31 protein-coding genes are annotated in these 25335 nt (G+C 42.2%); 6 read left to right on the top strand and 25 right to left on the bottom strand.

Going from position 1 to position 25335, the window contains the following annotated elements; translation table 11 throughout:
- Positions 1 to 3 precede the first annotated feature (3 nt).
- Entirely contained in the window at positions 4 to 201 is a 198-nt protein-coding gene (locus tag MTTB_RS03935; RefSeq protein WP_248565201.1) for a hypothetical protein, read from the bottom strand.
- Positions 202 to 301: 100 nt separating this feature from the next.
- On the opposite strand from MTTB_RS03935, the gene MTTB_RS03930 reads away from it, so the two are divergent.
- Genes MTTB_RS03930 through MTTB_RS03920 form a run of 3 tightly spaced genes read left to right on the top strand, consistent with a single transcriptional unit; the run spans position 302 to position 2001 of the window.
- Complete coding sequence (locus MTTB_RS03930) at positions 302 to 1051, top strand: 4-phosphopantoate--beta-alanine ligase (RefSeq protein WP_248565200.1); 750 nt, start codon at positions 302 to 304, stop codon at positions 1049 to 1051.
- Positions 1052 to 1062: 11 nt separating this feature from the next.
- Positions 1063 to 1584, top strand: a complete 522-nt coding sequence (locus MTTB_RS03925; protein ID WP_248565199.1) for an AAA family ATPase — start codon at positions 1063 to 1065, stop codon at positions 1582 to 1584.
- A gap of 24 nt (positions 1585 to 1608) precedes the next feature.
- Positions 1609 to 2001 carry an RNA-binding domain-containing protein gene (locus tag MTTB_RS03920; protein WP_248565198.1) on the top strand — a complete coding sequence of 131 codons (393 nt, stop codon included), beginning with the start codon at positions 1609 to 1611 and terminating at the stop codon, positions 1999 to 2001.
- Here the strand turns inward: MTTB_RS03920 and MTTB_RS03915 are convergent.
- From MTTB_RS03915 to ehaA, 22 genes are all read right to left on the bottom strand, one after another.
- Complete coding sequence (locus tag MTTB_RS03915) at positions 1998 to 2678, bottom strand: diphthine--ammonia ligase (RefSeq protein WP_248565197.1); 681 nt, start codon at positions 2676 to 2678, stop codon at positions 1998 to 2000. The genes MTTB_RS03920 and MTTB_RS03915 overlap by 4 nt on opposite strands.
- 4 nt (positions 2679 to 2682) lie before the next feature.
- Positions 2683 to 3474: a hypothetical protein gene (locus MTTB_RS03910; RefSeq protein WP_248565196.1), complete on the bottom strand. Its 792-nt coding sequence runs from the start codon at positions 3472 to 3474 to the stop codon at positions 2683 to 2685.
- Between the two features lie 242 nt (positions 3475 to 3716).
- Positions 3717 to 4751, bottom strand: a complete 1035-nt coding sequence (locus MTTB_RS03905) for a hypothetical protein (RefSeq protein ID WP_248565195.1) — start codon at positions 4749 to 4751, stop codon at positions 3717 to 3719.
- Positions 4752 to 4756: 5 nt separating this feature from the next.
- The gene (locus MTTB_RS03900; protein ID WP_248565194.1) at positions 4757 to 5398 is read right to left on the bottom strand and encodes a hypothetical protein; all 642 of its coding nucleotides are present in this window, start codon (positions 5396 to 5398) and stop codon (positions 4757 to 4759) included.
- Positions 5399 to 5405: 7 nt separating this feature from the next.
- Positions 5406 to 5825 carry a hypothetical protein gene (locus MTTB_RS03895; protein WP_248565193.1) on the bottom strand — a complete coding sequence of 140 codons (420 nt, stop codon included), beginning with the start codon at positions 5823 to 5825 and terminating at the stop codon, positions 5406 to 5408.
- Positions 5822 to 6211 (bottom strand): class III signal peptide-containing protein, encoded by a 390-nt coding sequence (locus tag MTTB_RS03890; protein WP_248565192.1) that lies wholly within the window; start codon positions 6209 to 6211, stop codon positions 5822 to 5824. Before MTTB_RS03890 ends, MTTB_RS03895 begins: the two co-directional genes overlap by 4 nt.
- Positions 6208 to 6618, bottom strand: a complete 411-nt coding sequence (locus MTTB_RS03885) for a hypothetical protein (RefSeq protein WP_248565191.1) — start codon at positions 6616 to 6618, stop codon at positions 6208 to 6210. Before MTTB_RS03885 ends, MTTB_RS03890 begins: the two co-directional genes overlap by 4 nt.
- Before the next feature lie 175 nt (positions 6619 to 6793).
- Complete coding sequence (locus MTTB_RS03880) at positions 6794 to 7606, bottom strand: DUF2101 family protein (RefSeq protein WP_248565190.1); 813 nt, start codon at positions 7604 to 7606, stop codon at positions 6794 to 6796.
- Between the two features lie 14 nt (positions 7607 to 7620).
- Entirely contained in the window at positions 7621 to 8046 is a 426-nt protein-coding gene (locus MTTB_RS03875; RefSeq protein ID WP_248565189.1) for a class III signal peptide-containing protein, read from the bottom strand.
- A 197-nt stretch (positions 8047 to 8243) separates the two neighbouring features.
- Complete coding sequence (locus MTTB_RS03870) at positions 8244 to 9395, bottom strand: A24 family peptidase C-terminal domain-containing protein (RefSeq protein WP_248565188.1); 1152 nt, start codon at positions 9393 to 9395, stop codon at positions 8244 to 8246.
- 5 nt (positions 9396 to 9400) lie between these two features.
- Complete coding sequence (gene pyrG / locus MTTB_RS03865) at positions 9401 to 10999, bottom strand: glutamine hydrolyzing CTP synthase (RefSeq protein ID WP_282570387.1); 1599 nt, start codon at positions 10997 to 10999, stop codon at positions 9401 to 9403.
- Positions 10996 to 12180: a cofactor-independent phosphoglycerate mutase gene (locus MTTB_RS03860; RefSeq protein WP_248565269.1), complete on the bottom strand. Its 1185-nt coding sequence runs from the start codon at positions 12178 to 12180 to the stop codon at positions 10996 to 10998. The genes pyrG and MTTB_RS03860 overlap by 4 nt, the downstream gene beginning before the upstream one ends.
- A gap of 5 nt (positions 12181 to 12185) precedes the next feature.
- A complete protein-coding gene (locus tag MTTB_RS03855) occupies positions 12186 to 13202 on the bottom strand; it encodes a homoserine dehydrogenase (protein WP_428343372.1) in 1017 nt (338 codons plus the stop codon).
- Between the two features lie 30 nt (positions 13203 to 13232).
- Positions 13233 to 13736 (bottom strand): ACT domain-containing protein, encoded by a 504-nt coding sequence (locus MTTB_RS03850; protein ID WP_248565187.1) that lies wholly within the window; start codon positions 13734 to 13736, stop codon positions 13233 to 13235.
- Entirely contained in the window at positions 13724 to 13936 is a 213-nt protein-coding gene (gatC, locus tag MTTB_RS03845) for an Asp-tRNA(Asn) amidotransferase subunit GatC (protein ID WP_248565186.1), read from the bottom strand. The genes MTTB_RS03850 and gatC overlap by 13 nt, the downstream gene beginning before the upstream one ends.
- A complete protein-coding gene (locus MTTB_RS03840) occupies positions 13933 to 15348 on the bottom strand; it encodes an asparagine synthetase B family protein (RefSeq protein WP_248565185.1) in 1416 nt (471 codons plus the stop codon). The genes gatC and MTTB_RS03840 overlap by 4 nt, the downstream gene beginning before the upstream one ends.
- A 31-nt stretch (positions 15349 to 15379) precedes the next feature.
- On the bottom strand, positions 15380 to 15772 hold the full coding sequence (locus MTTB_RS03835; protein WP_248565184.1) for a pyridoxamine 5'-phosphate oxidase family protein: 393 nt from the start codon (positions 15770 to 15772) through the stop codon (positions 15380 to 15382).
- Between the two features lie 17 nt (positions 15773 to 15789).
- Positions 15790 to 17604 (bottom strand): heavy metal translocating P-type ATPase, encoded by a 1815-nt coding sequence (locus MTTB_RS03830; protein WP_248565183.1) that lies wholly within the window; start codon positions 17602 to 17604, stop codon positions 15790 to 15792.
- Positions 17605 to 17617: 13 nt separating this feature from the next.
- On the bottom strand, positions 17618 to 18682 hold the full coding sequence (locus MTTB_RS03825) for a carbohydrate kinase family protein (RefSeq protein WP_248565182.1): 1065 nt from the start codon (positions 18680 to 18682) through the stop codon (positions 17618 to 17620).
- Positions 18683 to 18896: 214 nt separating this feature from the next.
- Positions 18897 to 19787, bottom strand: coding sequence for a formylmethanofuran--tetrahydromethanopterin N-formyltransferase (locus tag MTTB_RS03820; protein ID WP_248565181.1), 891 nt, complete (start codon positions 19785 to 19787; stop codon positions 18897 to 18899).
- Positions 19787 to 20812, bottom strand: a complete 1026-nt coding sequence (locus tag MTTB_RS03815) for an energy-converting hydrogenase A, subunit R (RefSeq protein ID WP_248565180.1) — start codon at positions 20810 to 20812, stop codon at positions 19787 to 19789. The genes MTTB_RS03820 and MTTB_RS03815 overlap by 1 nt, the downstream gene beginning before the upstream one ends.
- 31 nt (positions 20813 to 20843) lie before the next feature.
- Complete coding sequence (gene ehaA, locus MTTB_RS03810) at positions 20844 to 21131, bottom strand: energy-converting NiFe hydrogenase A subunit EhaA (protein WP_282570386.1); 288 nt, start codon at positions 21129 to 21131, stop codon at positions 20844 to 20846.
- An 808-nt stretch (positions 21132 to 21939) separates the two neighbouring features.
- Between ehaA and MTTB_RS08365 the strand changes: the two genes are divergently transcribed.
- Genes MTTB_RS08365 through MTTB_RS03800 form a run of 3 tightly spaced genes read left to right on the top strand, consistent with a single transcriptional unit; the run spans position 21940 to position 24053 of the window.
- Positions 21940 to 22065 (top strand): hypothetical protein, encoded by a 126-nt coding sequence (locus MTTB_RS08365; RefSeq protein ID WP_282570385.1) that lies wholly within the window; start codon positions 21940 to 21942, stop codon positions 22063 to 22065.
- On the top strand, positions 22052 to 23080 hold the full coding sequence (locus MTTB_RS03805) for a DUF1616 domain-containing protein (protein WP_248565178.1): 1029 nt from the start codon (positions 22052 to 22054) through the stop codon (positions 23078 to 23080). The genes MTTB_RS08365 and MTTB_RS03805 overlap by 14 nt, the downstream gene beginning before the upstream one ends.
- Positions 23081 to 23093: 13 nt before the next feature.
- Complete coding sequence (locus tag MTTB_RS03800) at positions 23094 to 24053, top strand: SDR family oxidoreductase (RefSeq protein ID WP_248565177.1); 960 nt, start codon at positions 23094 to 23096, stop codon at positions 24051 to 24053.
- A 62-nt stretch (positions 24054 to 24115) separates the two neighbouring features.
- Here the strand turns inward: MTTB_RS03800 and MTTB_RS03795 are convergent, their stop codons facing one another.
- Both MTTB_RS03795 and MTTB_RS03790 read right to left on the bottom strand, forming a co-directional pair.
- Positions 24116 to 24346 (bottom strand): hypothetical protein, encoded by a 231-nt coding sequence (locus MTTB_RS03795; RefSeq protein ID WP_248565176.1) that lies wholly within the window; start codon positions 24344 to 24346, stop codon positions 24116 to 24118.
- Positions 24312 to 25304: a UPF0104 family protein gene (locus MTTB_RS03790; RefSeq protein ID WP_248565175.1), complete on the bottom strand. Its 993-nt coding sequence runs from the start codon at positions 25302 to 25304 to the stop codon at positions 24312 to 24314. The genes MTTB_RS03795 and MTTB_RS03790 overlap by 35 nt, the downstream gene beginning before the upstream one ends.
- Between the last annotated feature and the right edge of the window lie 31 nt (positions 25305 to 25335).

Here is a 25335-nt window from a genome sequence, read left to right as displayed (position 1 = left end):
AATCTACCCCAACGATTTGATTAGTATGAGTATCCCTATGATTATCAAAAGGACCTGTGGCCAAAAACGCAAGTAGGCTCCTGGTATTATCCCTAGGGCGACGAGGAGCCATACGGCGCCGATGAGTATGAATATCCCGCCGAGGTAGACTCCCCATCTACCTTTGGGTTTCTTCTTTTTAATTTCAATTTCCTCTGCCAATAATATCACCTCTGATAATAGTCTGGTTCTATCCCCCTAATAATCGTATATCTGTGTGTGGGGGTAATTATTTTATAGTAAGTTTTGAGAATCTATTTTCATGGTTGAGAAGGGGCATCCACGTTATAGGTCATTGAAGTTGCGGGAAAAGATCCTAGAAGCCTACCATAAAGGGGTGCTCGCAGATGCTGGTATCATAGCCCATGGGAGGGGAGAAGCCTTCGATTACCTTATAGGGGAAAAAACGAGAAGACCAGCACTCCGGGCTATTAAAGCAGCCGCTGCACTACTATTACTGGCCGAGGACCCGGTATTGTCAGTGAATGGTAATACGGCCGCTCTCATCTCAGAGGGGATAGTTGAACTCGCAAGACTATTAGATGCGAAGATAGAGATAAACTTATTCCATAGAACACCCCAGAGGGTTAAACTCATAGAAGAGATACTCAAAAGAGCAGGGGCCAGGGAAGTCCTTGGAACGGATCGGGAAAAGCTCAAACACCTTAAGGGTATAAAGAGTCCGAGGGCCACGGCGAGTCCAAGGGGCATATACACTGCGGATGTTGTCCTAGTACCCCTAGAGGATGGTGACCGGGCCGAGATGCTTAAAAGGGCTGGTAAAACCATCATAACAGTGGACCTCAACCCACTGTCGAGAACATCCCGGAAGGCGGATATTAGCATCACAGATAACATAGTAAGGGCTATACCCCTCCTTATAAGGTATGTGAAAAAATTAAAGGGTTGCAAAAGGGATGAACTAAAAAAGATCCTAGAAGGATTTGACAATAAAAAGAACCTGGAGGATATGCTCCGTCTAATAGACCTTCAAAGGATGCGAAAACTTTAGGGAGAGACTATATGAAGATTATAGGATTGGCTGGGATGCCTGGATCGGGTAAAGGAGTGGTATCAAGTATTGCAGGGGAAATGGGCTACCATATAATACGGATGGGGGACATCATAAGGGAAGAGGCGAGGAAAAGGGGTGAAGATCCCGGGGAGACGGCGGTCAAATTAAGGAGGGAACACGGAGAATATATAATAGCGGAAAAATGCATCCCCAAAATAGAAAATACTAAAGGGGAGAAGATACTAATAGAGGGTATAAGAAGCCCCTACGAGGTTGAAATATTCAAAAAACACTACAGGGGATTCAGGATAATATCAATATTCTCCACCAGGAGGACAAGATTCAAACGTCTCCAGAGGAGGGGGAGAAAAGACGATACAAAAGATTACCAAAAGTTCCTAGAAAGAGACCAGAGGGAATTAGGATTCGGCCTTGGAGATGTTATAGCAACATCAGATTACCTCATAATAAATGAGGGGCCCCTCCATAAATTCAAAGAAAACGCAAAAAGGATACTAAAAAAAGTTTGACTGTTGAAAAAGGTTGGGTTTTTTATGGAGTGTGAAGTTAGAGTCAAAACCCAGATAAAGGCGACGGAAAACCCCCGGAGGGTGCTGGAAAGTGTACTTAACATATTCCCAAAGGTGAAAATTAAAGAAGCAGAGGATTCAATCCAGGGCGAAGGCGGGATTGAAGTCCTAGAGGAGCTTAGAGAATCCCTGGAGAAGAGGAGGATACGTTCAACAGCAAGAAAAGTATTATATGAGAACATTACAGGTAATAGGACAATATTCTACCTTAATAAGCAGGCCGCCTTCATAGGGAAGGTTAACATACTAGAAGATGAGATGTCACCCCTAGGTGATATAAGAGTAGAGATCATGGCAGAGAACCTGAAGGAGGTTATAGACTGGTTAGCACCCAGAATCGAGGAAGAATCTGACTAGTCCTTATCCACGAGGATGGCATCCTTTATTTCTAATACACCACTATCCTGGGACCATCTCTTTTCAGCCTTTAAGATTTTGATCCTCTTTTTGAATATTGGCCCGTCAAGGACGAATGTTTCCGCTTCACCACCTTCAAATGCTGGGTGGACACCATACCTTCTATTTAAATCTTTTAACTCGTTGAGCATCTTCTGGTCTATCTGGCGTCCAAGCCATGAACTGTCAAGGCCTTCGGCTGCGACTGCAGTCACTATAACCTTAAAGCCTAAATCTATGATTTCCGTCATGTATTCTATCGGGTCCACGTGCCATAGGGGCGTTTTTGAGACGAGTCCAACCTCCTGGCAGAGCTTTTCAACCCTCGAGCGCTGGTAACTGGAGGCAATAGCACCAGAGTATAATATTTTGACTCCCCGTTCCCTGAGCACTTTTAGGATTCTTTTAAGGTCCTTGAGTTCTTCTTCTTTTATTCCGGTTGTCGGACCTTCAAGTAATGGTATGCTAATGGCCTTGGAGGATAAACGCGTCCACCTTATATTGGGGACATGGAACATGTAAGAATATGGGTTATCTGAGACCATGGATACTAGATATTTTACATTGTCATGTTCCATGGCCTTGTAAAGGGCCATTGTACTATCTTTACCACCAGAATAGAGTACAGCAGCATCCAATCTATTATCTCCCCAGTTTTCTTTTGATGGCGGATAGGAAGGCCATGATACTATCTATGAATATGCCTGCAAGTCCGGCTAACATCCCGATGAAGCCGCAGGAGACCACCACGGCTGATTTGGGTGGCATGGAAGCCCTGAAACCTTTAATATTCTCCTCTACTGGGCCTTCAATGGAGGCTATTGCAATGCCCTTGGATGAGAGATACTCGCGTAGATTTTCAATCTTATTTGCATGGGTGTGGATGGACACACGTATTATACTATATTTTGTATAAATTTCACTGGTTATTATAAGCCAGTCGGATATTCGGTCGATAGTGGCCTGTGGGTCGCCACCTTTAACCTTGAATATGATAGTCCCGCGGGGATCCACACTACAATATGTTACGTTGGAGTCTATGAATGGTATGCCCTTCTCTATTAATTCTCCACGTTCGCTGGTGAAATTATCAGTTTTTAGGAGGCCGTATTCCACTTTAACATCTTCAACGCCTTCAATGTTTTTCACGTCCCTGGTGAATTCCGCAATATTAATATCATGTGAAAGGTCAACATAGACTGTCTCGGGGCTACTAGATAGGCTCTCATAGAAGCCCCTGGCAATCTGCGGTATATTATCGTATACTGGTAGGATGAAAAATGTGCCTCCGATAACACCGACCATGAAGCCTATGAATATCACGAAGAATATGTTCCTTTTACCAATAACTGGCGTCATAAGCCCAACAGAGAATACAAAAACTAAGAGTATTATGAATAGTATGAGCATTAGTATGGTTACGATGACATCCATGGCACCATTCTCCAATCTTTTGTGGTTTCAACTCGCTGATGAGCAAGGTTTAATTTTTTCATGATCTCTTATAAAAATTATCACAAGGGGTAGGGGATGAGATCCACTAGTATCCTGGAAAATAATATTATCCTTTTAGGGAACCTCTAAACTCTACATTAGAGATTTTTTTCAAGAGCTTGGAATAAACCCTAGGGTATCAGCCAGCCACACATTGGGGGGTTTCCCAGCTGAAGGGTGAACTATTCCCATATATAGAGTATGAGCTTGACTGGGATCTTGTTATATCCTTGACCATGAAATACCCTTACAAGGGTTATATCAAAATCTGCGTTTGGATTGGATTTTACCTGAAGCCATAATTTCATGTCAGGGCCACCGCCCTTATCTAAAACTTTTTTGAGATTGTCATCAACGGGTATGAATGCGCCCACACTAAGATCTCTGATCTTCAACCATCCGGGCTGGCCATAAATACGATCTAACTCATCGTTTATAGCATCTCGCCTTTTTTTATCCTCAAAGTCTCCGTAGGTGCCGTTTACAACAGCGTCCCCGTCTGTGAACCCATAATCGGCACTTCTAACCCCTGTATTCGCATCTATTCTTATATAATAATCATATGTTTCAAGATCTTGGTAGGTGACATTAAAGCTTGAACTTGGGTCAGAGCTTGTTGTAACATTCCCGGGGCCCACATATATTGGTGGGTTCCCTGCCTTAGAATACCATAGAAATGTGGTATTTTCGCGGGGATGGGCTGGGTTAATGTGCATTATATCTATCATGGAAAAAATGGCCTCCCCTGGTACTAACATACAACTTCTATTTGCAACTGCCACTTCTTTAGCATTTGGCATTGATGAGTTGTCCCCAATCTCCACTATGATCTGAGAGTCGTTGGCTCTTGTCATGACCAAGTAATAGTTGTCAGTGTTAACAAGATTCCTTAAAAGTCCTGGATTATACTTAAGCCCCGCTACTTTCTTGTGAAGTAAAAAATTGGGCACTGGCCGTCCTCTATCAATAACCGCAAGACCTGGGAGAGTATTACTACTGGGGTGTGTTTCCCTCTCCCAATGTTGTGGTTCTCCCGGGGATTTGATCAGGTAATCTGCAGCATCATTCACAGTCCTCTCCAGGCTTTTTCTGCCTGTGAAATCCTCCATCTTATATGAGAGGATATCCATCTGGTCTGTGATCATCCCTAATACCACGGTTACTATGATTAGGGATAGTAGCACGTCGGTTGTGAATATCATGCCTTTATCATCCATTCTTATCATCCTAACTTGGACCCTAAATTATTAAAGAATGTTCTAATATTCTCCTCGGCTGTTGTATTATTGTTTGTGGCTGTGTTGATAAATATCAGACTCCCGAAGGAATATTCGCAAGTTTCTTTGTGTCTGGCATTTGCCTTAATCACATCTATCGTCACATTGACAGTTATAGTTATCCTATACTTATAGTAGATTGTATTGTTTGTTATGGTGGTGTTTTCATAATTATAAATTATTTGGATGCCATTGGTTAGGGGAATATAACCAGATTCATTGGTTAGGTCACGGGTTTTTGGATAATTGTTAGCTTCCACTTTCACGGAATCTACGACACCAGCATAGGCATCCTCGTAAATATCCCCACTTATATTATTGTTAAGGTTTTTGAGGTCCTCGGCGAAGAGCTGGGACTCGTTATACTTGTATGTTTTATTGTAGATATTATCAGAGAATCTTATAGCCTTCTGTTCTATGTCGTTTCGTATGCTTTCGAAGGTCCTGAATACTACATCGGATTTTGTGAATGTGGTTGGGATTTGTGAACCCTCCTCTTGTAGGGAGAGTGCGATGGGGATCATTATCATAAGTGGTATTAGCAGTAGCATTCCAACCTCTGATAGTACATATCCTTTTTCATCCATCGCCTTTTCACCACATGTAGAGTCTGAAGGTGACACCACCATAGCTTCTAGTAGCTGAGGATATGCCCCCATCAACTGGCATTGTCCCCCTATTTATTAATGTTTCGTAGGTTCCCGTGTTATTATTATAGTATGTTAGGTTATAGTTCATCCTGAAACTGTCAAGTATTGGTTTCAGATCGTTTTGGGCGGCAGCCTTAGCCCCATTTATATTCCCTCGGCTTATGTTCTCTGCCACTGTCATCAGATTAGTATCAGTTGATTTCTCCCCTAATAGGATCAATAATTGCATTGCATCCTGGGCATTATAATATGGGGCTTCGTGGGGTGTTTCTAGGCTGATACTGGCTACTGTGGCGAGTATTATGAAGACCGGGATTAGCATTAGGATGCTGTCAATGGTGAATATGAAACCCTCCTCGTTCATGTGACATTCACCACCTCTACAGTATAAGTGTATCTGCCCTTCACGGTATTATCTGTTACTGGTTTACCTAGGCTTTCCCCTATGGCCTCTAGGACCTTCTGTTTAATATAAGCTATTTCATTGGCTGTTAGGCTTCTCTTACTATATACTGTGATGTTGATTTTACCATCCTGGAAGGTTATATTCTGGAATCTTATAACGTTACCAGTTCCATTATATGCGAGGTCGTTTGTAGCTTCTATTGTTCCTGTTTTCGCGGCGGATATCACCTTATCAACTTCTAGGCTATTACCGGTATGGGAGGCTATCACTAATGCTATGATTAGTATTATCCCTGTTAATAGGACGAATTCGGCCGAGATTTGCCCCCTATTATCCTTCATCATTTAACCTCTACTATGATGATGCTATTATCCTCGTTGCGTATATTGTAAGTTTTATTAGGTAGCATGGGAATTTCATTTATTTTATTCGTATTAAAGATTAGGTAGGATATGGATTCTCTGTTATTGTAATTGACCACGACGGCGGCTTTACCATTTATATTCTTAATGGTTATATTGTAGTTGAAATCGCCCGGTAGTGTTATGTTTAGTTCGTCTCCTGGTCCTTGGGTATATACCATGTTTATGGATCTGGCCACGGTTTCACCGACCATCTTGGCCTTGGAGAATTCGGTGCTTTTAGCAGTGTCTATGCTCGTGTTAGCAAAACCAACAAGTGCTGATATTATTATCAGTGAAATTAATGTGGCTAAAAGAAAATCTGTAGATAAAACACCCCCATCATCCATACTATCCCTCGTATGGGTAATTTTTTTATCTTTTATCTTTTATATGATTTTCTCCAGGTTGGGGTTTTATGGTCATGTGTTGGGGGGATTTTCTGTGTGGGGATGGTGCTAATCATCATAAACTGGGGGTGTGAATAGTTAAATGTCCTGCTGAAGGCTGCCTTGTGAATCTCTGTTATTTTTTTCCTATTATCTTTTTGGGCTTGTTACCACCCCATGAGCTTTCAATTGCTAATTTTACTATGTCATGTTCTTTGACCTTGAATTTGTTGTTTTCTACGATGTAAATATCTGGTTTCACATTTGATCTTATATCATAGTCTACTCTTACTTGTGAGGTGTTTTCACCAGCCTCTATAACCTCACCGAATGTATACTCTCTGTGGTATCTTATCCGGAATACTATGAATATGGTTGCAACAGCAATCAATGCGAAAATCAGCACACCCAGAGAGGGTAATAACATGAAAGAGAACAAGCTATATATGAGGGGATTATTTGCAACTATAATAACTAGAAAGCCCACTGCAATATACATCAAGAAGAAGTCTCTATAGGCATTGAAATCCTGAGGATACATTAGCCTAACCCTATAATATAGGATATAAATTATTAGGATGATGAGGAGCACCCCCACCATCAAGAATATGAGAAGTGGGATTATATTAAAAGCATATAATATTGATGTTATAATGAACCCAGCCGCGGCCACCTGAAGCCTTAAAACAGTATTCTCCTTCTCAGAGGGGTCAAAACTCGCACCTATTCCAGAGGAGACAGTTTCAACGGGCGAATCCTCACCTTCCCCTCTTATCCCCTTAACCTTTGGACTTTTAAGCGTCCTGGCCTCATATTTTATCCTGGAAATCTTCTCAAGGATATCCTCGGATTTTATCTTCTTTGGGAGTTTTACAAGTTCTAGGATTAGGGTGCCTAGTAGGTTAAAAAGTGTTATGACTATCTCACCCAGCTTCGAGAAAAACCCCATTGCCAAATCCCCCCCTATGAGACCGTGATCAGTATATTATTACTCTTGTTTGGCCAGCTGATAACGGCTTTATGCCAACCCCTAGTTAAGCTTGTGGGAGTCATTGTAATATTACCATATTCTGTGGGGGCGTTTATGCGCCGGGTAGTTCCATTGCTTAATGTCACATCAAAGTATATTACCCCATTGTTGAATCCTATTATCCCATCTTGGGGTATATAGAATGTTATTGTCCTCTTGGCGCCGGGGCCATTCGCGTATACAATATCAGCAGCGTTTGCAATACTCTCAACTGCAACCTTCGCATCTGATGCTCTTGAGACATCATTACTAGCATCTATCGCCCTGCCAACCAATGGTATGGTTACAGTTCCAAGTATGAGTATGGCCACGAGGATTAACATAAGGTACTCAAATGAAACCTGGCCTTTATCATCCATAAATATCACTAACCTTTATTTCTTTTATTAAGGGGTATATTATTTTATGTTCCACCTACTTGTAAATTTTTTTGTAGAGTATTAATTCTGATGGGGTGGGCTTCCGAGTTCTGGTTATTGGCTGACTTTCGAGTGGACTTCAACATCTTCAGTGTCTTTAAGAGAATATTCCAGTCCCTTAAAAAGTTTACACTTTTCTACGGAGCGGTTCTTGTTATGGTTAGGATTTTTAAGAGTAACATTGGAAGGTCTCCTATGAGTAGGGAGATTATTAAGCCCACGGATATGGCTGGGGCGAATGGAACGCCCTTTTTTGTCCTGATCTTCTCTGGGATTTCGCCTTTTTCTGCTAGTTCAACTAGAAGTTTTATATCATCTTTTGAGAGGCCTGCGGCCATGGATGTTAATACTGGTTTCCCTGGGGATAGGCTCTGGGGTTGCCTGTCTTTGCGGCTTCTTTGATCTTTTCCCAGAAGCTTTTTTTCATCGAAATAATATTTGCCATTTTTTTTGTAGAGTTTGTGGGCTAGTATCATGCCCTCTTTAAGGTCTTTTACCGTTATTTCGTCTTGGAGCGCTTCCTTGGCCACTTTCCCTAGGAGTTTCCTTATAACTTGTAGGATGATTATTGAAGCCCATAATGTTACTATACCTGTTATTGTCAACTTTGGATTCTGGTATATGCTGTATAATGTTATTGCAGATACTAGTAGGATCTTTGGTTTCATGGGCAACTTGGATATCATCATAGTTATGATGTAGATGATTATAAAGGCTAATATGATGATCTGCAATGATAGGATGGATGTGATCACCAAGGTTAATGTTATGGCCGATGTTATGACGAGGGCGAGGATTAGAGAAGTTTTGTATTCTCTTATAGGTTCTAGAAGCTCTTCTAAGAGGTGCCTTTTATATTTGAATGTTATGTAAAAGACGAATACTATAAGGAATGGGAGTATACCTAATATGCTGTTGATTATCAGGGTAAGGGGGAATGGATAGGATGCTATGATGGGAAATGACACTCCCATGATGGAATATCTTATCAGTGCTGGTTGGAATGGTAAAAGCGCGGCAAGGCCGGTGAATAATTTAACATCACCACCGGCCCAGGCACCTAACCTCCAAAAAATATAACAGACCAGGAAGATCATACCAGTGAATATCAGTGCATAGACAAAAAACATTGGATCCCCTATTTGGTAGGCGAAAACGGCATCTAATAGTATGCCAAGGCCTATGAGTGGGAATGTTAACCTGTTGGGGATTATACCCTCCTTGAGGTCACTATATGCAGCGTATATACTGGCTAAAAATGCTACTAGAACTGGTAAAATTGGATACATGATGATCACTTATTCTTTATGGCTGCTTCTAGGAATGATATGAAGAGTGGGTGTGGCCTGTTTGGTCTTGATTTAAACTCTGGGTGGAACTGGCATCCAAGATACCATGGGTGATCTTCTAATTCTATTATTTCTACTAGGAAGTCGTCTGGTGTTGTCCCCGCTATTATGAGCCCCTCTTTTTCCAGTTTTTCCCTGTATTCGTTGTTGAGTTCATAGCGGTGTCTGTGCCTTTCACTTATAATATCCTTTTTGTATGCTCTGTGGGCGATTGTCCCGGGTCTTAGTTTGCATTTGTAGGCTCCTAGGCGCATTGTTCCACCCATCTTCTTTATCCTCTTTTGTTCTTCCATCATGTCAATTACTGGGTGTGGGGTTTCCTTGTCGAATTCTGTGCTATGAGCACCCTTAAGGCCCTTGTGGCGTGCGAATTCTATTACCATGCATTGCATTCCGAGGCATATGCCCAGGATTGGGACCTTTTCTTCCCGGGCATACTTTGCAGCGTATATTTTACTCTCGATTCCCCTTTTACCGAATCCTCCAGGTATGAGGATCGCGTCAAACCCTTTAAGTTTCTCCTTGTTTATTTTTTCATTGGTGCTTATCCATCCTATCTCCACTTTTTTGCCGAGGTGTGCTGCTGCGTGCCTTAGAGCCTCCCTTATACTCATATATGAGTCTTCAAGTTCCACGTATTTTCCCACTATACCAACTTTTATTGTGGGTTCTTTTATCTTGAGGGATTCCACGATCTTAGCCCATTCTGAGAGGTCCCCGTCCCCTTTAACTTTTAAGTTTATCCTATCTATGATATATTCTCCCACTTTTTGTTTTTTGAGTACGAGGGGGACCTCATATATTGATTGGACGTCGGGGGCGTTTATGACAGCTTCTTTTTCAACGTCACAGAAGTGTGCTATCTTTTCTTTTATTGGGGATGTTATTGGTGTTTCGCTTCTGCATATTATCATGTCTGGGGTTAGGCCTGTGCTGCGGAGTTCCTTTGTACTGTGTTGTGTGGGTTTGGTTTTGAATTCTCCGGCAGCCTTTAGGTAGGGTACGTAGGTTACGTGTATGAACATGACGTTCTGGTATCCTTCCTCGTTTCTTAGTTGTCTTAGCGCTTCTAGGAATGGTTGGCCTTCGATGTCACCTACTGTACCCCCCACTTCTACTATGACCACCTCTGCCTTGCTCTTTGATGCTATTCTCCGGATCATGGATTTTATCTCGTCTGTTATGTGGGGTATGATCTGTACACAGGATCCTAGGTATTTGCCTTTTCTTTCCTTTTCTATCACTGAGAGGTATACTTTCCCTGTGGTTATGTTGGATTCTCCTGGCAGGTCCACGTCTAGGAAGCGTTCGTAGTGTCCGAGGTCTAGGTCTGTTTCCATTCCATCTTCTGTTACGAAGACTTCGCCATGCTGGTAGGGGTTTAAGGTCCCTGAATCCCAGTTGAGGTATGGGTCTATTTTTATGGCTGCAACCTTTAATCCGTAGGATCTTAGTATTCTGCCTATTGATGCTGCTGTTATGCCCTTACCAATGGAGCTTACAACCCCACCGGTCACGATTATATAGTTCGCCAGGATAATCAACTCCCTGTAAGCTTATCTAGGAGCTTCCAGGCCACTGAAAGGCCTAGACGGCCCCTTTTCGCGGATTCTTCATCATATGATCTTATGTTATCCTTTTCTATGTTTTCGCCGTAGATGGCGTATGGTACTGGGTCGGGTGTGTGTGTACCTACTTTTATGGGTGTTGGATGGTCTGTCAGTAGGGTTAGACGGAAGCTGTCATATGATGGTAGTTCGTCTAATAGTGGGCCTAGTATCTTGGAGTCAATATTTTCAATGGCTTTTATCTTTTCTTTAATGTTTCTTGCGTGTCCTGCCTCGTCGGGGGCTTCTACGTGTATGAATATTATGTCATGGTCTTGTAGGGCTTTGATGGCATGTTCGCCCTTTGCTTTGTAGTCTGTGTCTAGGTATCCTGTGGCCCCTGGGACATTAACATTATCTAATCCTAGGTAGACTCCCAGGCCCTTTATCAGGTCTACTCCTGTTATTGTAGCGCCCTTGAGGCCATATTTTTCCCTTAGTGTTTTCATTGTGGGTTTTTGACCCTGTCCCCATAACCATATCATATTCGCGGGTCGTTTACCCTTTTTAGATCTTTCTATGTTGGTGGGGTGGTCTTTGAGTATTTTATGGGATTCTTTTATTATCTGTTTTATTTTTTCTGCGGTTTCTCCATTTGATGGTAGATGATCTTCTATGGGTTCTCCTATGATATCGTGTGGTGGTCTGGTTTTGACTTTTAGGGCTTCTCTGTCCGGGTAAATGTATAGGTTCCTGTAACTTACACCTGTATAGAATTTGCCTATGTTGAAATGTTCATTTAGGGTTTTTATCAGCTTTGAGGATTCTTTTGTACTTATGTGGTTGGCGTTGAAATCTATTATGCGACCATCATGGACTGTTATGAGGTTGCATCTGAAGGCAACATCGTCTTTTTTGAGTTCTATTCCTATGCTAGCGGCTTCAAGGGGTCCTCTGCCCGTATAATATTTTTTGGGGTTGTAGCCCATTATGGCCATGTTCGCAACATCTGATCCGGGTTCCATACCATCTGGTATTGTCTTTAGGAGTCCGTTAGCCCCTTCTTCGGCTACGTGGTCCATGTTGGGTTTGTTGGCTACCTGTAGTGGTGTTTTTTCTCCGAGTTCTGGTATGGGGTAGTCTGCCATCCCGTCTCCTATGAGTATCACGTATTTCATATTTTCTAGGATTGTTTGGATTTCCATATATTTATTATGTCTGTGAGTATTGCTGATGCTGTTTCGATTGAGCCTGCGCCTTTGCCTATGACTGTTATTTCCCCGGCTAGGTCTGTGCGGAGTGTTGCCATGTTAAGAGTGCCATCAACAGCATATGGTGATGTTTCCTTCACGAGTCTTGGGCCTACCCTTAGTATGTCATGTGATATTTCTGCTATGAGTTTTATATGGTATCCGTCTTCTTTTGCAAGTTCTATGGCTTCTGGTGTTATCCTTGTGATCCCTGTAACCTCAACATCATCTAGGGTGCATTCTCGCCCAAGCACGGCATTCGCTAATATTACCGACTTGCATGCCGCGTCTAACCCTTCAACGTCCTGTGTAGGGTCTGTCTCTGCTATTCCAAGCTCCTGGGCCTCTTTTAGTGTTTGTTCGTATGATGAGCCCTCTGCTGTCATCCTTGATAGGATGAAGTTGGTTGTACCATTAAGTATCCCTATTATGGATTCTATCTTGGAGGATGGTAGTGTCTCCTGTGCAAAGTTTATTATGGGCATGGCCCCTCCAACTGAGGCTTCGAATTTAAAATTTACATTGTGTTTTTTGGCCAGGTTAATCAGTTCTTTGTAGAATAGTGATAAGTGGCCTTTGTTGGATGTTACAACTTCCTTTCCATCTTTCATGGCCTTTGTTATGAGGGATTTGCCGGGTTCTCCTGTTATGATATTTGTGGGGGTGACCTCCACGAGGCAGTCGTATTCCACCTCTTCAAGTACTTGGAGGCCGTCCATGTTCTCATGTCCATGATCTGGGTAGTATGCTACTGTCCCCTTTTCTGATTTGACTTCTAGGAGTTTCTGGGGGTCTAGTCCATCTTCTTTTACTGCGGCTCCTTTGGAGTCTGCGACGGCCACTATATCAATTTTGAGATTGTATTTTCTCTTTAGTCTTTCTTGGGTTGATCTTATAGCCTTTGCAACTCCTTGGCCAACAGCACCAAATCCTATGATGGAAATTTTCATGAGAAAAATCCTCCGGAATTCTCCCTCTTTTCATGTTTCTGTGATGACGAGGAGTCCTTCTCTTGTACCGATTTTATGGATTTCATCTTCTAGCAGTTTTAGGCTGTTGTGTTCTGCTTCCATTGTGATCTTGATTGTTGATGTTGTGGTTGACATTTTAAGGGAGAGGTCTGCGACTTTAACACCTTTTAGTCTGTTTATATCATCTACTATACTCTTCAGCTCTTCTTCGGAGATTTTACCTATTAGGATGGCGTTTACTTTTTCTTTGAGTGGGATGCCATCTTTTTCTATTATCCTTATACCCTTTTCTGTCAGTTTTTTTATTGCAAGGTCTAGTGTTTCTTTATCTCCTTCGATGGTTATCTGTACTGGTACTAGTGCCCCGGTTTTCGCATCCCTTTCATGTATTATAGTGACGATATTCGCACCTACACTGGCTATTGGTTCAAGGGCGGCCACTAGCTGTCCTGGGACGTCTTGTAGTTCGAGAACTAGGCTCATACGCAACCTTAACACCCCTATTGGGTCCATTCTCCCCTTTCTACGATTATGTTACCCTCCTCGTCTACTGGGGCGTTCTTCAGTATCCTTTTAGGGTCATGTTTCCGTTTCTTGTCGGCTCTTGTCCTGTTAAGATTATCTACGATGTAGTGTGTCTCTTCAAGTTCAGGCACCTTTTCAAGGGCCTTGGAAAACTCTTCTAGTATCTTTTCGGCTTCCTTTTCTATCATACCTGGTACCCCTTATAAAATTCCATCTTCAAATTTTCCATGTAAGATCTGTGGTCAAAACCTGGTAGTATGCTCCGTCTTAAAATCTTATCTATCCCTGAACCGTATTGGGCGGCCTTTTTGGGTCTTTTCGCGATGAAAGCTGGCACTCCCATGTCCAATGCAAGGTCACGGAGTATGTGCTTCCTTAGAGTGTCATCACTACCTTTTATCTTATATTCTATTGGTATATTAAAGGCTATGTTTATAATTTCCTTGTCAAGGAATGGGACCCTTAGTTCTGTACTTGTTGCCATTGCAGTGGCATCATCCCTTTCAAGGTTTACATGGTGCATTTCCTGTATATCTGCTTTGAAGGCCTCGACAAGTTTATCCTCGCCTTCTTCATATAATCGGAGGTAGCGATGGTATCCTCCGAAGAGTTCATCAGCTCCTTGACCTGCGAGTATGACTTGGAGTCCATCTGCGTGGGCGGCCCTGGATGCGAAATAGAGTGGCATGGCCACACCTATCTTCATAACATTAAATTCCTCTATAGCCTCCAGTACTGGTCTTAGCGCGTCTTTGATCATCTCAGGGGTGACTTCTATAATCCTGTGTTCTATTCCAAGCTCTTGGGCTGCCTTTTTTGCGAATATGAGATCTTGTGATCCTCTGCTGCCAACGGTATATAATATGGGTCTGGTATATTTTTCCACGAGTAGGGTGAGGAGGGTGCTGTCAACTCCACCAGAGAATAATATGCCAACCTTTTTAAGGTCTCTGGTTCTCTCTTTAACAGCCTTTTCAAGCGCTTTTTTGAGTCTCTCCTTGGCGGTGTTATAATCCCATTTTGCCTCGATTTTCTCTGGGAGTCTTTTTAATCTTATAATATCATTGTTTATTAGGATTGTTCCAGGGTCTAGTCTCATCGGATCCTTTATGCCCACACCCCAAAGGGCTTTGCGTTCAGATGCGAATGCTATGAAATCATCTCCAAGCTTGTAATAGAGTGGTTTAACGCCTAGCGGATCCCTTGCAAGGAGTATATTTTCACCATCAAAAAAGGCGAATGAATAATCACCATCAAACTTGTCCATGATGATTTGAGGGGCTTCCTTTACTCCATGTTCTCTTATGGAATCTAATATGAGCTCGGATGAGGATTCTGTTCTGGGATTGTATATTTTACCATCACAGACTATTATAGCCTGGTCTCTGATATGGGGGATTTTTTCATCTGTTATGAGAATTTTATGGCCTATAGCCACATCCCCTTTAAACTTGTGGATGGGATGTTCCGCATCCTTGGAGTCCTTTAATCTTTTGTAGTATATTCTTGTGGCGTCTGGGCCCCTATGTTCTAGGATCCTTAGCATTTTAAGGAGTTTTGGCAGGGCCCCTTCACCGATGAAACCTGCTATCCCACACATCCTAAACCCCAAAAAAAGAGAGAATGAGCTACTATTTTATCCTTTTACCGGCGTCTGGGCCGGGTTTCACAGAGTATATTTCTTCTATGGTCACGAGGATGGCTGATTTCGGCTCCACTTCACTCATAACATTCTGGGCCCATTCAACAGCCTCTTCAAAAAATTTCCCTGATTTGAATACTTTTGCTGTTCCCTTAAATTGGTATGGGTGTTCTTTGGCGTTTTGAACTATAAGTGATACTCTGGGGTTTTCCTCGAGGTTGTTTAGGGTCTTTTTCATGAAAACATCTACTATTAGTATCCTTTTATTGTCTATTGGCCTTGTGAATCCTATGGGCACGACATTGGGTGTGCCGTCACTGCTTGCTGTGGCCACGAAGACAAGATTCTTTTCTATGGCTTCTTTCATTTCATCAGTTAACATCTTATCCCCCTATGTGATTATCTTTTTTTCCATGGGATAAAAGTTTTTGGGTTATTGCGCAGTCCGTTGATGATTACTGCAAGTGAGAGTCCCATATCACCGATGCCTACTGCCATCCATAATGATACTAGTCCAAAGATTGAAAAAAGAGCCAGGGACCCTTTAATGAGTATTGAGAGAGCTATGTTCTCCTGTACTATTTTCATGGTCCTTTTTCCAAGTTCTATTATTTGGTGTATCTTTTGTAGGTTATCATCGATGAGAACTATATCTGCGGTGTCGAGGGCTATGTCAGAGCCTCTGGTCCCCATCGCAATCCCAATGTCTGCCGCTGCAAGGGCCGGGGCATCGTTTATACCATCACCGACCATGGCAACCCTCCCTTTGGATCTTAGACTCTCTATAAGGTCGAATTTGTCCTCTGGGAGCAGTCCCCCAATGTATTCGTTGATTTTAAGTTCCTTTGCTATTTTCTCTGCAACTTTCTGATTATCGCCGGTTAAGATCATCGTCCTAATGTTCTCTTTTGATAGGGTTTCTATTAGGGTGGGGGCTGATGGTCTTATTTTATCTTCTAATGTTATTTCTCCGATGATCTTCCCCTCACTTTCTAGGAAGATGGATGTATCCTCAGATTCTTGTCGGGTGTCCTGGCCTAGGAAGTATAATTTACCCCCGACCTTGCCTTTGATGCCATATCCTGGCTTGTATTCTGGGTTTTCGACTTTTAATGGTTCTATGCCCTTTTCCCCTGCTAGGTTGGTTATTGCATATGCTATTGGATGTTTTAAACCTTTTTCTAGTGAAGCGGCAACCTTTAATACGTTGGTGTCATTATATGTTTTTATTTCTTTTATTGTTAATTCGCCTTCTGTTAGGGTGCCTGTCTTGTCGAATACAATAGTTTCTATCTTTGACATCTCTTCAAGGTAACTTGAACCTTTTATTAGTATCCCTTCCCTTGTAGCTGCTGTTATCCCTGATATCATCGCAACTGGTACTGATATTACCAGGGCGCAGGGGCATGCGATTACCATTAGTACGAGGGCCCGGTATATCCAAGTTTCTGGGTTGCCTAGGATTATGCTTGGGATGATACCTGTTAACATGCTTGCTATTATAATTGTTGGCGTGTAATATGATGCGAATTTGTCCATGAAAAGTTCCTTGGATGATCTTCTCATCCTAGCCTTTTCTATCAGTTCTATGACCCTTGCTATGATTGTTCTTTCAGAGTTCCTTGTAACCTTGACTTCAAGGTAGCCTTCAAGGTTTATTGTACCGGCGAATACTTCATCCCCAACGGTCCTAGTGACTGGTTTGGATTCTCCTGTAATATTTGACTGGTCAACATAACTTGAGCCTTCTATTATCTCCCCATCTAATGGTATCATGTCCCCTGGGCGGATTATCATTATCTCCCCGGGTTGGACTCTACTGGCGTCCACTTTAACCTCTCTTTTTCCAACCTTTATCGTTGCTATTTCTGGTTTGAGTTTCATGAGATCCTTTATGGATTCGTGTGCTTGGCCTGTAGCATACTCTTCTAGGTATTCTGCAATATAATATAGTAGAACTACAAGGGCCGCCTCTGGATAGTCTCCAAGGGAGTATGCTCCTATAACAGCTAGTGTAATGAGGAGATCTATTGTGAACCTGCCATGATAGAGTGATAGGATGGCCTCTTTGAATGTCCCCAGCCCCGATACAAGGACAGTTGCCGTGAATAATAGTAAGGCGGGTAGGCTCTGCCCATTATATTGTAGACCTATGATGAATAGGCCTATGGACAAGAATATGATTTTTTTGTCTTTTCCATTATTACAAGACATAGATGACCCTGGCTTATTTTAGTATTCTTGTAGCTTCCCGTGTGGGTAGCATGGTAGTTGCACCATATCCCTGTATACAATAGGATGCTATATAATTTCCAAAATAGCATGATTTTTTAAGGTCGTATCCCATGAGCCATGCATATAAGAATCCTGCGTTGAATGCGTCACCCGCTCCGGTTGTATCTACACATTCAACCTCTAGGGCCGGTACTTCCACTTCTAGGCCGTCCATGATCCCATAAACACCCGAGGGGCCCCTTTTTACTATGATAACATCAACTTCATCTGCTAGGAGTTTCGCAGCCTCCTTGTAGGATCCACGGTAGCCTATCATCATCTTAAGCTCCATCTCATTTAATAGGAGGATGTTAACAGCTTCTATAAGCCCTTTGAGAGTTTTCATCCCCTTTTTGGCGTATAGGTTCCCTGGGTCTAGGCTTATAAGTGGCGTGGAGGATAATCTCTCTAGTAATGTTTCCTGGACATGTAGGCCTTCACCTGCAAATGATGTTAAGTGTAGTAGTCTACTGTTTTCTACTAGGCTGATTTTTATCTCATCAATTTTTATGGTGTCATTTACGCCAGGGTCTAGGTATAGTGCCCTTTGTCCATGCTCATCCACGAATCCTATTACTTTACCACTTCTACCCTTTTTTGTTGTGGTGAGAAGTTCTAGGTTAACTTTTTCTTTTTCAAGATTTTTTTTAAGTTTGATGCCTTCTCTGTCCGTGGCCACTTTGCCAATGTATGCAGTTTTAAGGCCCAACCTTGAGAGGCCTATGATCGTGTTAGCTGCTGAACCGCCACAGGTTTCTCTAAATCCTTTGATTATGGTTTCTTCTTCCGGGCCTATGATCCTGTCAACATTGTAGAGTTGGTCTATGTTAAGGGCTCCGAAACCTACCGCGTCGAACATGTGAACTACCACCAGCTGTTGCAAGGGGTTTCTTGTTTCGATGATGAGACCTGCCCAGCAACCACGGCCGAAGCAGGGGATGCTGAGTAGGGGGTTTCTCGTGGGCTTGGGGGCTGTCCCAGTCCCGTGTTGAGTAATCTTATTCTTTGTTTTTTTCACAATTCTTTGAACCTTTCCTTGAAAGATTCTCTTGTAGTATAGCCGAGCATGTCCTTGCTCCTCAACATATTAATATATCAAGGGTGTGACCAGAGTGATACTGGAAAGCATATCGCATGCAACCCATGTATCACTATAAATGTTTTTTGGGCTTTCATCCCCCATTGGATGGGGGGACTTCCCGGCAAAAGAGTTAAGATCTCCATGGATTTTTCTAGAATAGTTCGTGGAGGAATATTTTATCATCACCTAGTTTGCCTTCGTAGTTGCCGGCTGAAACCCTTATCACACCATCGAACCTTGATACGGCTTCTACTCCAACCTTGAGGGCTTCCATGACCTTTTCATGGGAGAGTCCGTTTATTACTATCTCTGGTATGTATTTGACTCCATCTGGGACTTTAGATTCCTTGCCTAGTCTTGTTTTTAGTGATGGACAGTATGGGTGGTTTGTTGTGGGGCCTATCCATGGGTAATTTGTTTCGGGTTTTGATGAGGCTGAGCAGATATCGAATGGTGTTATGACCTTATCTATCTGGTTTATGGCCTCTATAGCGCTTTTACCCGCTTCGAGGACTGATCTTTTATCTTTGCACATGTACCAGAAGTTGGCGCCCATTATACCTGTCTGGTATCCTAGTTGGGCTTCTATTTTGAAGTCTGGCACTGTTAGGGGTACTATTATCATCTTTCTCCCATGGATGGTTTCTATCCACTCGTATCCGTCGCCGCAGTGTCCGACGTATCTCATCATGTCAATGTATCCCTCTGGTTTTAAGCTTGCATCAAATAGGCTTGTGAAGGGCTTCACTAGGATGTCTTGCCTTATCCTATAGGATAGTTCCACCTCAAATTTTTCCATGTTATCAAGGGCAAAATAGAATTGGAGGATGGCACCATCTCTAGAATCTGGTGTTATACTCTTGTCAATGAATGATTCAACGCCGCTTTCTAGTCTCCCTATAACTGCTGCGGGGGTTGAAGTGGCATCATACGCCGCCTTTTTCACTGTTTCTTTGTCATGGGCGGTTACCAGGGCCCTTACACACTTACCCTTAAAGGTTTCGCAGAATGTATCCTCTATGAGGGTCCCGTTGATCTTCACTATCCTAGGCCTCCTATGGCTTCTCCCCTGATCCTTTTACGCATTTGGAGGCTCTCCTCTGCTATCTCCTCTATGTTATCATCTGGTATGAGTATTCTTGGGAATTTTCCTTTGAATGTTTCCATGAATTCTTCGCGGATATTATAGCTTATCCTAAAGTTTTCCAGCGCCCTTTCAGGATCCCTTGTATAGGCTTTCACGAATTCTATTATGTAGTCTCGACCGAAGCGTGAATGTAAATCAGCTATTAAACCTATTGGGAGGGCGTTCTCTGCTATGATGATCATATCAGCTTCTTTCACGGCATAGTGGTTTCCGTTAAAGGATATTGCCAGTCCACGCCCCCTTGTGTATCTGAGGGGTTCCACATCGGTTATACTATCCCCTATATAGAGGGCGGATTTTATGGGGAGTTTCTCCTTTTCGAGTATTTCTTTGAGGGCTAGGCGTTTACCTTCTCCCCCTACTGTTTTAACATCCTCTAGGAGTTTGCCTATTCTCATCTGGGGTATTTCTTTGAAGAATATTCTATCCATTGTCTCGAAATCAGCACTCTCTACTATCATGTCTTTGAATTTGAAGAGTTTTTCCCGTTCGTCCTCGGGGAGTTCGTGTGAGTCTATGTCAAGGCTTGTATAATATGTGTTTTCTAATGGGAAGTTGATGAGGTTGCAGAGGGCTTCAATGTACTGCCTGTAACTTGTACTTATAATGTAGGATGGCATGAACCCTTGGACTCTTTGGAGTAGTTGGCGCGCCCATGGAACTAGGCTAATATTTTCCCTGGAGAATTCTATTATCTTATCATTAGTAACATTATAGGCTTTTAGGAATGGTGTGATGAGTTTAAGGGTGTCACCAGCATTATACCCTGGCCTTTTAATCTCATATGCTAGTATATCATCGTATCTGCTCACCGCCGCGAAGAACCTGTCACCATCTGGTATGAAATGGCTTGCAAGTTCGAATGCATTGTCGTTAAGTGAAATTGGACCCTCACAGTCTGTTACGAATAATTTTCTCATCTGGGATCACCCTTTATAGAAGAACATTCTTTTATCCTGGATGAAATGGGGGTTTGGGGAAGATGCTCTCTAGGATATATTTTACCAGAAAAGCTGATATTATCCCCATGATAAGGCCTAGATCCATGGTATTATAGAATCCTTTAAATCCTAATTTTAGGGATACTGCTAGGAGGCCTGCTGCGATTATGGGGGTTGGGAATATCACTGTTAGGGTCCATGAACGTCTCCATGGCCTTTCAGCCACAATTGGGAGTCCAAGGAATAAAGCTACAATAATAGCTGATATTATCGCGATCAAGTACCCGAAGAGAATCATATTAAAAGATGAAAATTCAAAATATATAAAATTTTTCCATAGAATCCTGACCCCCCACACACCTCTGAAACTATATTAAATTTTCTTCTTATTATAAAATTTTTCCTTTAACTCTCCGGTGAGAAGCCCTGGGGGATGAGAGTCGAAAATTATTTACACCAAGAGGGAGATTATTATCCTTCAAGGTGGAGCGCTTGACTAGTATCCTCACCTATAAGTTCAATGTGTACCCGTCCGGGTTTGTGGAAACTGAGTTGCTCAAAGCATCTTAACCTTTACAGGTGGCTTTACAACCGCTTACGCGAGGAACTGAACAAGGCCGGCTGGTTTAAGGTTCTGAATTACAAGCAATCAAGTTTCAAGCTTTGAAGGAGACAAGCTAAAAAATTTTTCCACAAGAGGAGAGTCATGAACATAATAATTGCACCGCAAAATTCAAATGGAGAAGTAAACATAATAGCGTGAGAATTCTGGAATGTGGTATGCCATCCTCCAGTTTGAGGATGAAGCCCTCAAAATACTCTCCAAGACAGAGAAAGTTGTAGAGATTGACTTTGGAATAGAACATCTCCTAACAGGGAAGGCAAAATAGAAAAAACCCTAAAATCCCATAAAAAAGAACCACGAAAAGGATACCTACAAAAGAAACCTTAAAGAAAAAGAAAAGGTAAAGACTAAGCAGGGTCCATGAAAAGTTCAAAAAAAAGACCAGCAGGAAGACACAATTAACTGAAATCTTGGCAGGTTTTGTCAAACAGGAAAAACCCACACACTGGAAGGAGTGTTCACTGATCAAGGGTGGAATGGTATGTTACAGGAAAAACTGATGATAATCGGCATGATACTATTATTCCTTTATCTTATCAGGGGCCAGGGTATCATTGGGTCTATCACATTATTGGCCTTTAGGAGGGTTGATCATGAAGTCTGGTGACTCCGAGGAAATTTTAAAGTTGCATCAGTCTTCAAGGGATCTTCTTGTTGTGGTTGTCTCAGCCCTCCTACTTTTAGTAATTTTACAATTCCCCTATAGGTTTTGGATCCTCAGAACCTTGATTATAGGATTTAACATTTTCATAGTATTGGGATATTCTATAATATCATTTTCCTCCTTGGGTTTCCAGGAGAAAGGACTATTTTGGAGGCTGATTTTAAGTGTCCTTGTAAGTCTGTTGATAATCATATCCTTAGGTTATCTGCCATTGGATAATCATGGGATCCTAAGGTTATCAGCTGTGATATCAATCATAGCAGGGGTACTAGCATATGCCAGGAGGCATAGAAGACAGAAGATGATAAGAGGATCACTAAAAGGGGCTGGAATAGATGAAAAGAATATTATAAGCCCATCAGAGGCTGCTAAGATGGCCATAGAACGACATGAAAGAATATCCATGGTTGACGAGTTTGAAAGGGCGTTCCCATCAGAAGATTATTTCAAAATCGAGGAAGAAAAAGAAAAGCTAAAAACCATGATAAGATCGAGGATTAAACCTATTGAAAAGATCAAGGATACTTCCCTGGACAGGGACAAGATAATATCACTGATACTAGTTTTCATCCTCATTTCAATGGTAGGAGCCACAATTAATATTGTCCTAAATCCGGTCCCGTCAGAAAAATTCACGGAATTTTACATCCTCGGACCCGCGGGAAAAGCATATGATTACCCGACTGATCTAAAAGTAGGCGAAACTGGGGAAGTGATTATAGGGGTTGTAAACCATGAGTATCAAACCATGAATTATAGGATAGTCATTAAACTAGGTGAGGAAACCATAGGTAATACCACGTTAACCTTAAAGAACGGTGAAAAGTGGGAGAAACGCTTCGAATTCACCCCAACAGAAGCCGGGGACGATCAAAAACTCCAATTCCTACTATACCGTCTACCAGATGAAAATAGAGTTTACAGGTCCCTCCACCTTTTCATAAATGTCAAAGGATAAAGGAGTGGAAAGTGTGAAGGATAAAAGTGTCGTAGTCACTGGCGGCCTCGGATTTATCGGTTCACACATTACAGACAGACTACTAGAGGATGGTAACACGGTCACGGTTATAGATGATTGCTCCACGGGCTCAATCAATAATCTAACCATGAAAGATCATGAAAACCTTGAAATCATAAAAGGTGATATAAGAAAACTGAACCTTGAGGAGATCTTCAAAGGAAAGGATTACATATTCCACCAGGCAGCCCTCGCAAGCGTGGAGGAAAGTATAAAAAATCCAATAAGATGTCATGAAATAAACGCCACAGGCACCCTCAAAGTCCTCCAAGCCGCGAAAAAGTGTAAAGTTACAAAAGTATTAAACGCATCCACCTCCGCGGTCTATGGAGACAATCCAAACATACCATTAAATGAAAACGAAACCCCAAAGCCGCTTTCACCATACGCCGCCTCAAAGGTTTCAGCAGAATCATATTGTCATGTTTACACCCGATGCTATGGGCTTAAAACAGTATCATTAAGATACTTTAACGTGTTCGGACCCCTCCAAAATCCAAGATCAGAATATGCTGCTGTAATACCACGATTCATAAACGCCATACTTTCAGGAGAGAAGCCAATAATCTATGGAGACGGCAACCAAAGCCGGGACTTCATCTATGTAGAGGATATAGTGGAAGCCAACCTACTACTTGCAGAATCAGAATTCACAGGCCCGATCAACATAGCCACGGGTGAAAGCATCACAATAAACAAACTACTGGGACTAATAGAGGATATCCTTGACGTTGACATCAAACCCATCTACCACGACCCGAGACCAGGTGACATAAAGGAGTCCATAGCGGATATAAGCCTTCTAGAGTCCCTAGGATTCAAAAAGATTACAAAACTCAAAAATGGACTTGAAAAGACAATAGAATGGTACAAAGAATATAAACCTAGACTTGTAGACTACCCCACCCGCTAGGGTGGAGGGGGTTTTCCTGCTTCAAATGATGAGAGCTTGTGTGAACATGGGGCTAGTTCCCCCTAGAGGGTTTTCCTCATGGCCTGGAGCGCGTCCCCAGCCCCGGTTTTGAATGGCCAGTTATGAACCTGGATTATCTGCCAGTTTTCCCAGGCCCTGGGGGGACAAGACAAGTGAAGATTATAATCGAACACCCCAGTTACAATATAGGTGGCTTTCATCTCCCCTGCGGGGTTTCCCCCAGCAGGTTGAATTCTCCTAACCTTGGATATCGAGGGTTGATCTGATATCATCTAATATTTCCCCCGCATAGTATGCTGTGAATATTAGGCCGAGGAAGTTAATCATCCAAAATGATATGATACGATCCATGAGGGCTATACTCCCCGCTAAATAGGCTGGTATCTGGAATAGGATGAAGAGTGTTGTTAATGAGATCTCGATTGAACCGAGACCCCCGGGGAGCATTGTAATCACCCCTATAAAATTTGCGAGGAGAAATATTATAACAATCGCAAAAAAGCTTGTATGAACCCTAAAGGCCAAAAAAACCAGATATAATCTGATGCATTCCATTAACCATGAGATTAATGATAGCAAGAATATTATGAGGATATCACTCTTCCCTGAGTAGGATCTGGTATGCCTTATAATATCAATTATAGTCTTTGTTATCTTATCATAGATGTTATCAAGGGTCTTATCTGCTATTGGGAATTTTTCCAAGATCCTATGGATCTTTTCATATAATCTTATACCTATGCCTTCCCTCCAATTAACTAGGTATATTAGGACTGTTAGGAGGATGGAAATCAAACCCCCAATTAATGCTATCCATCTTATCATGGGGATGAATAAGGCCGAGATTATAAGAAGACTCCCTGCTATCCCAAGGTCGAAGAATCTTTCAGTAAGTCCAGCTGATAATCCACGTGAAATAGGTATCCTATTTATCTTCTTACCAGCGATGGCATTTATGATCTCCCCAGCGCTTCTCATTGGACTGAGATTACCCGCGAAGAGTCCTATAGTTTTCACGATAAAGTTATCAACATAGGATCTCTTTTTATCAATTATAAACCCCCACCTGAGGGATCTTACGAATATTATGATAAGATGGACCATCATAGCCAAGATAATGAGATGCCATCGCACCCCCAAGAAAGCGTATATTATATTAGAAGGGCCTATCCATGCTATAAGGATTAGGAGGAGTATTAGGCTGAGAATGAAGACATAGAATTTTCTCATGATTTTAACCTCTCCAAAAAAGGGAATAATT

The organism is Methanothermobacter tenebrarum, from assembly GCF_023167465.1.
Classification (GTDB): domain Archaea; phylum Methanobacteriota; class Methanobacteria; order Methanobacteriales; family DSM-23052; genus Methanothermobacter_A; species Methanothermobacter_A tenebrarum.
This window is presented reverse-complemented; position numbering and strand designations above follow the sequence as displayed.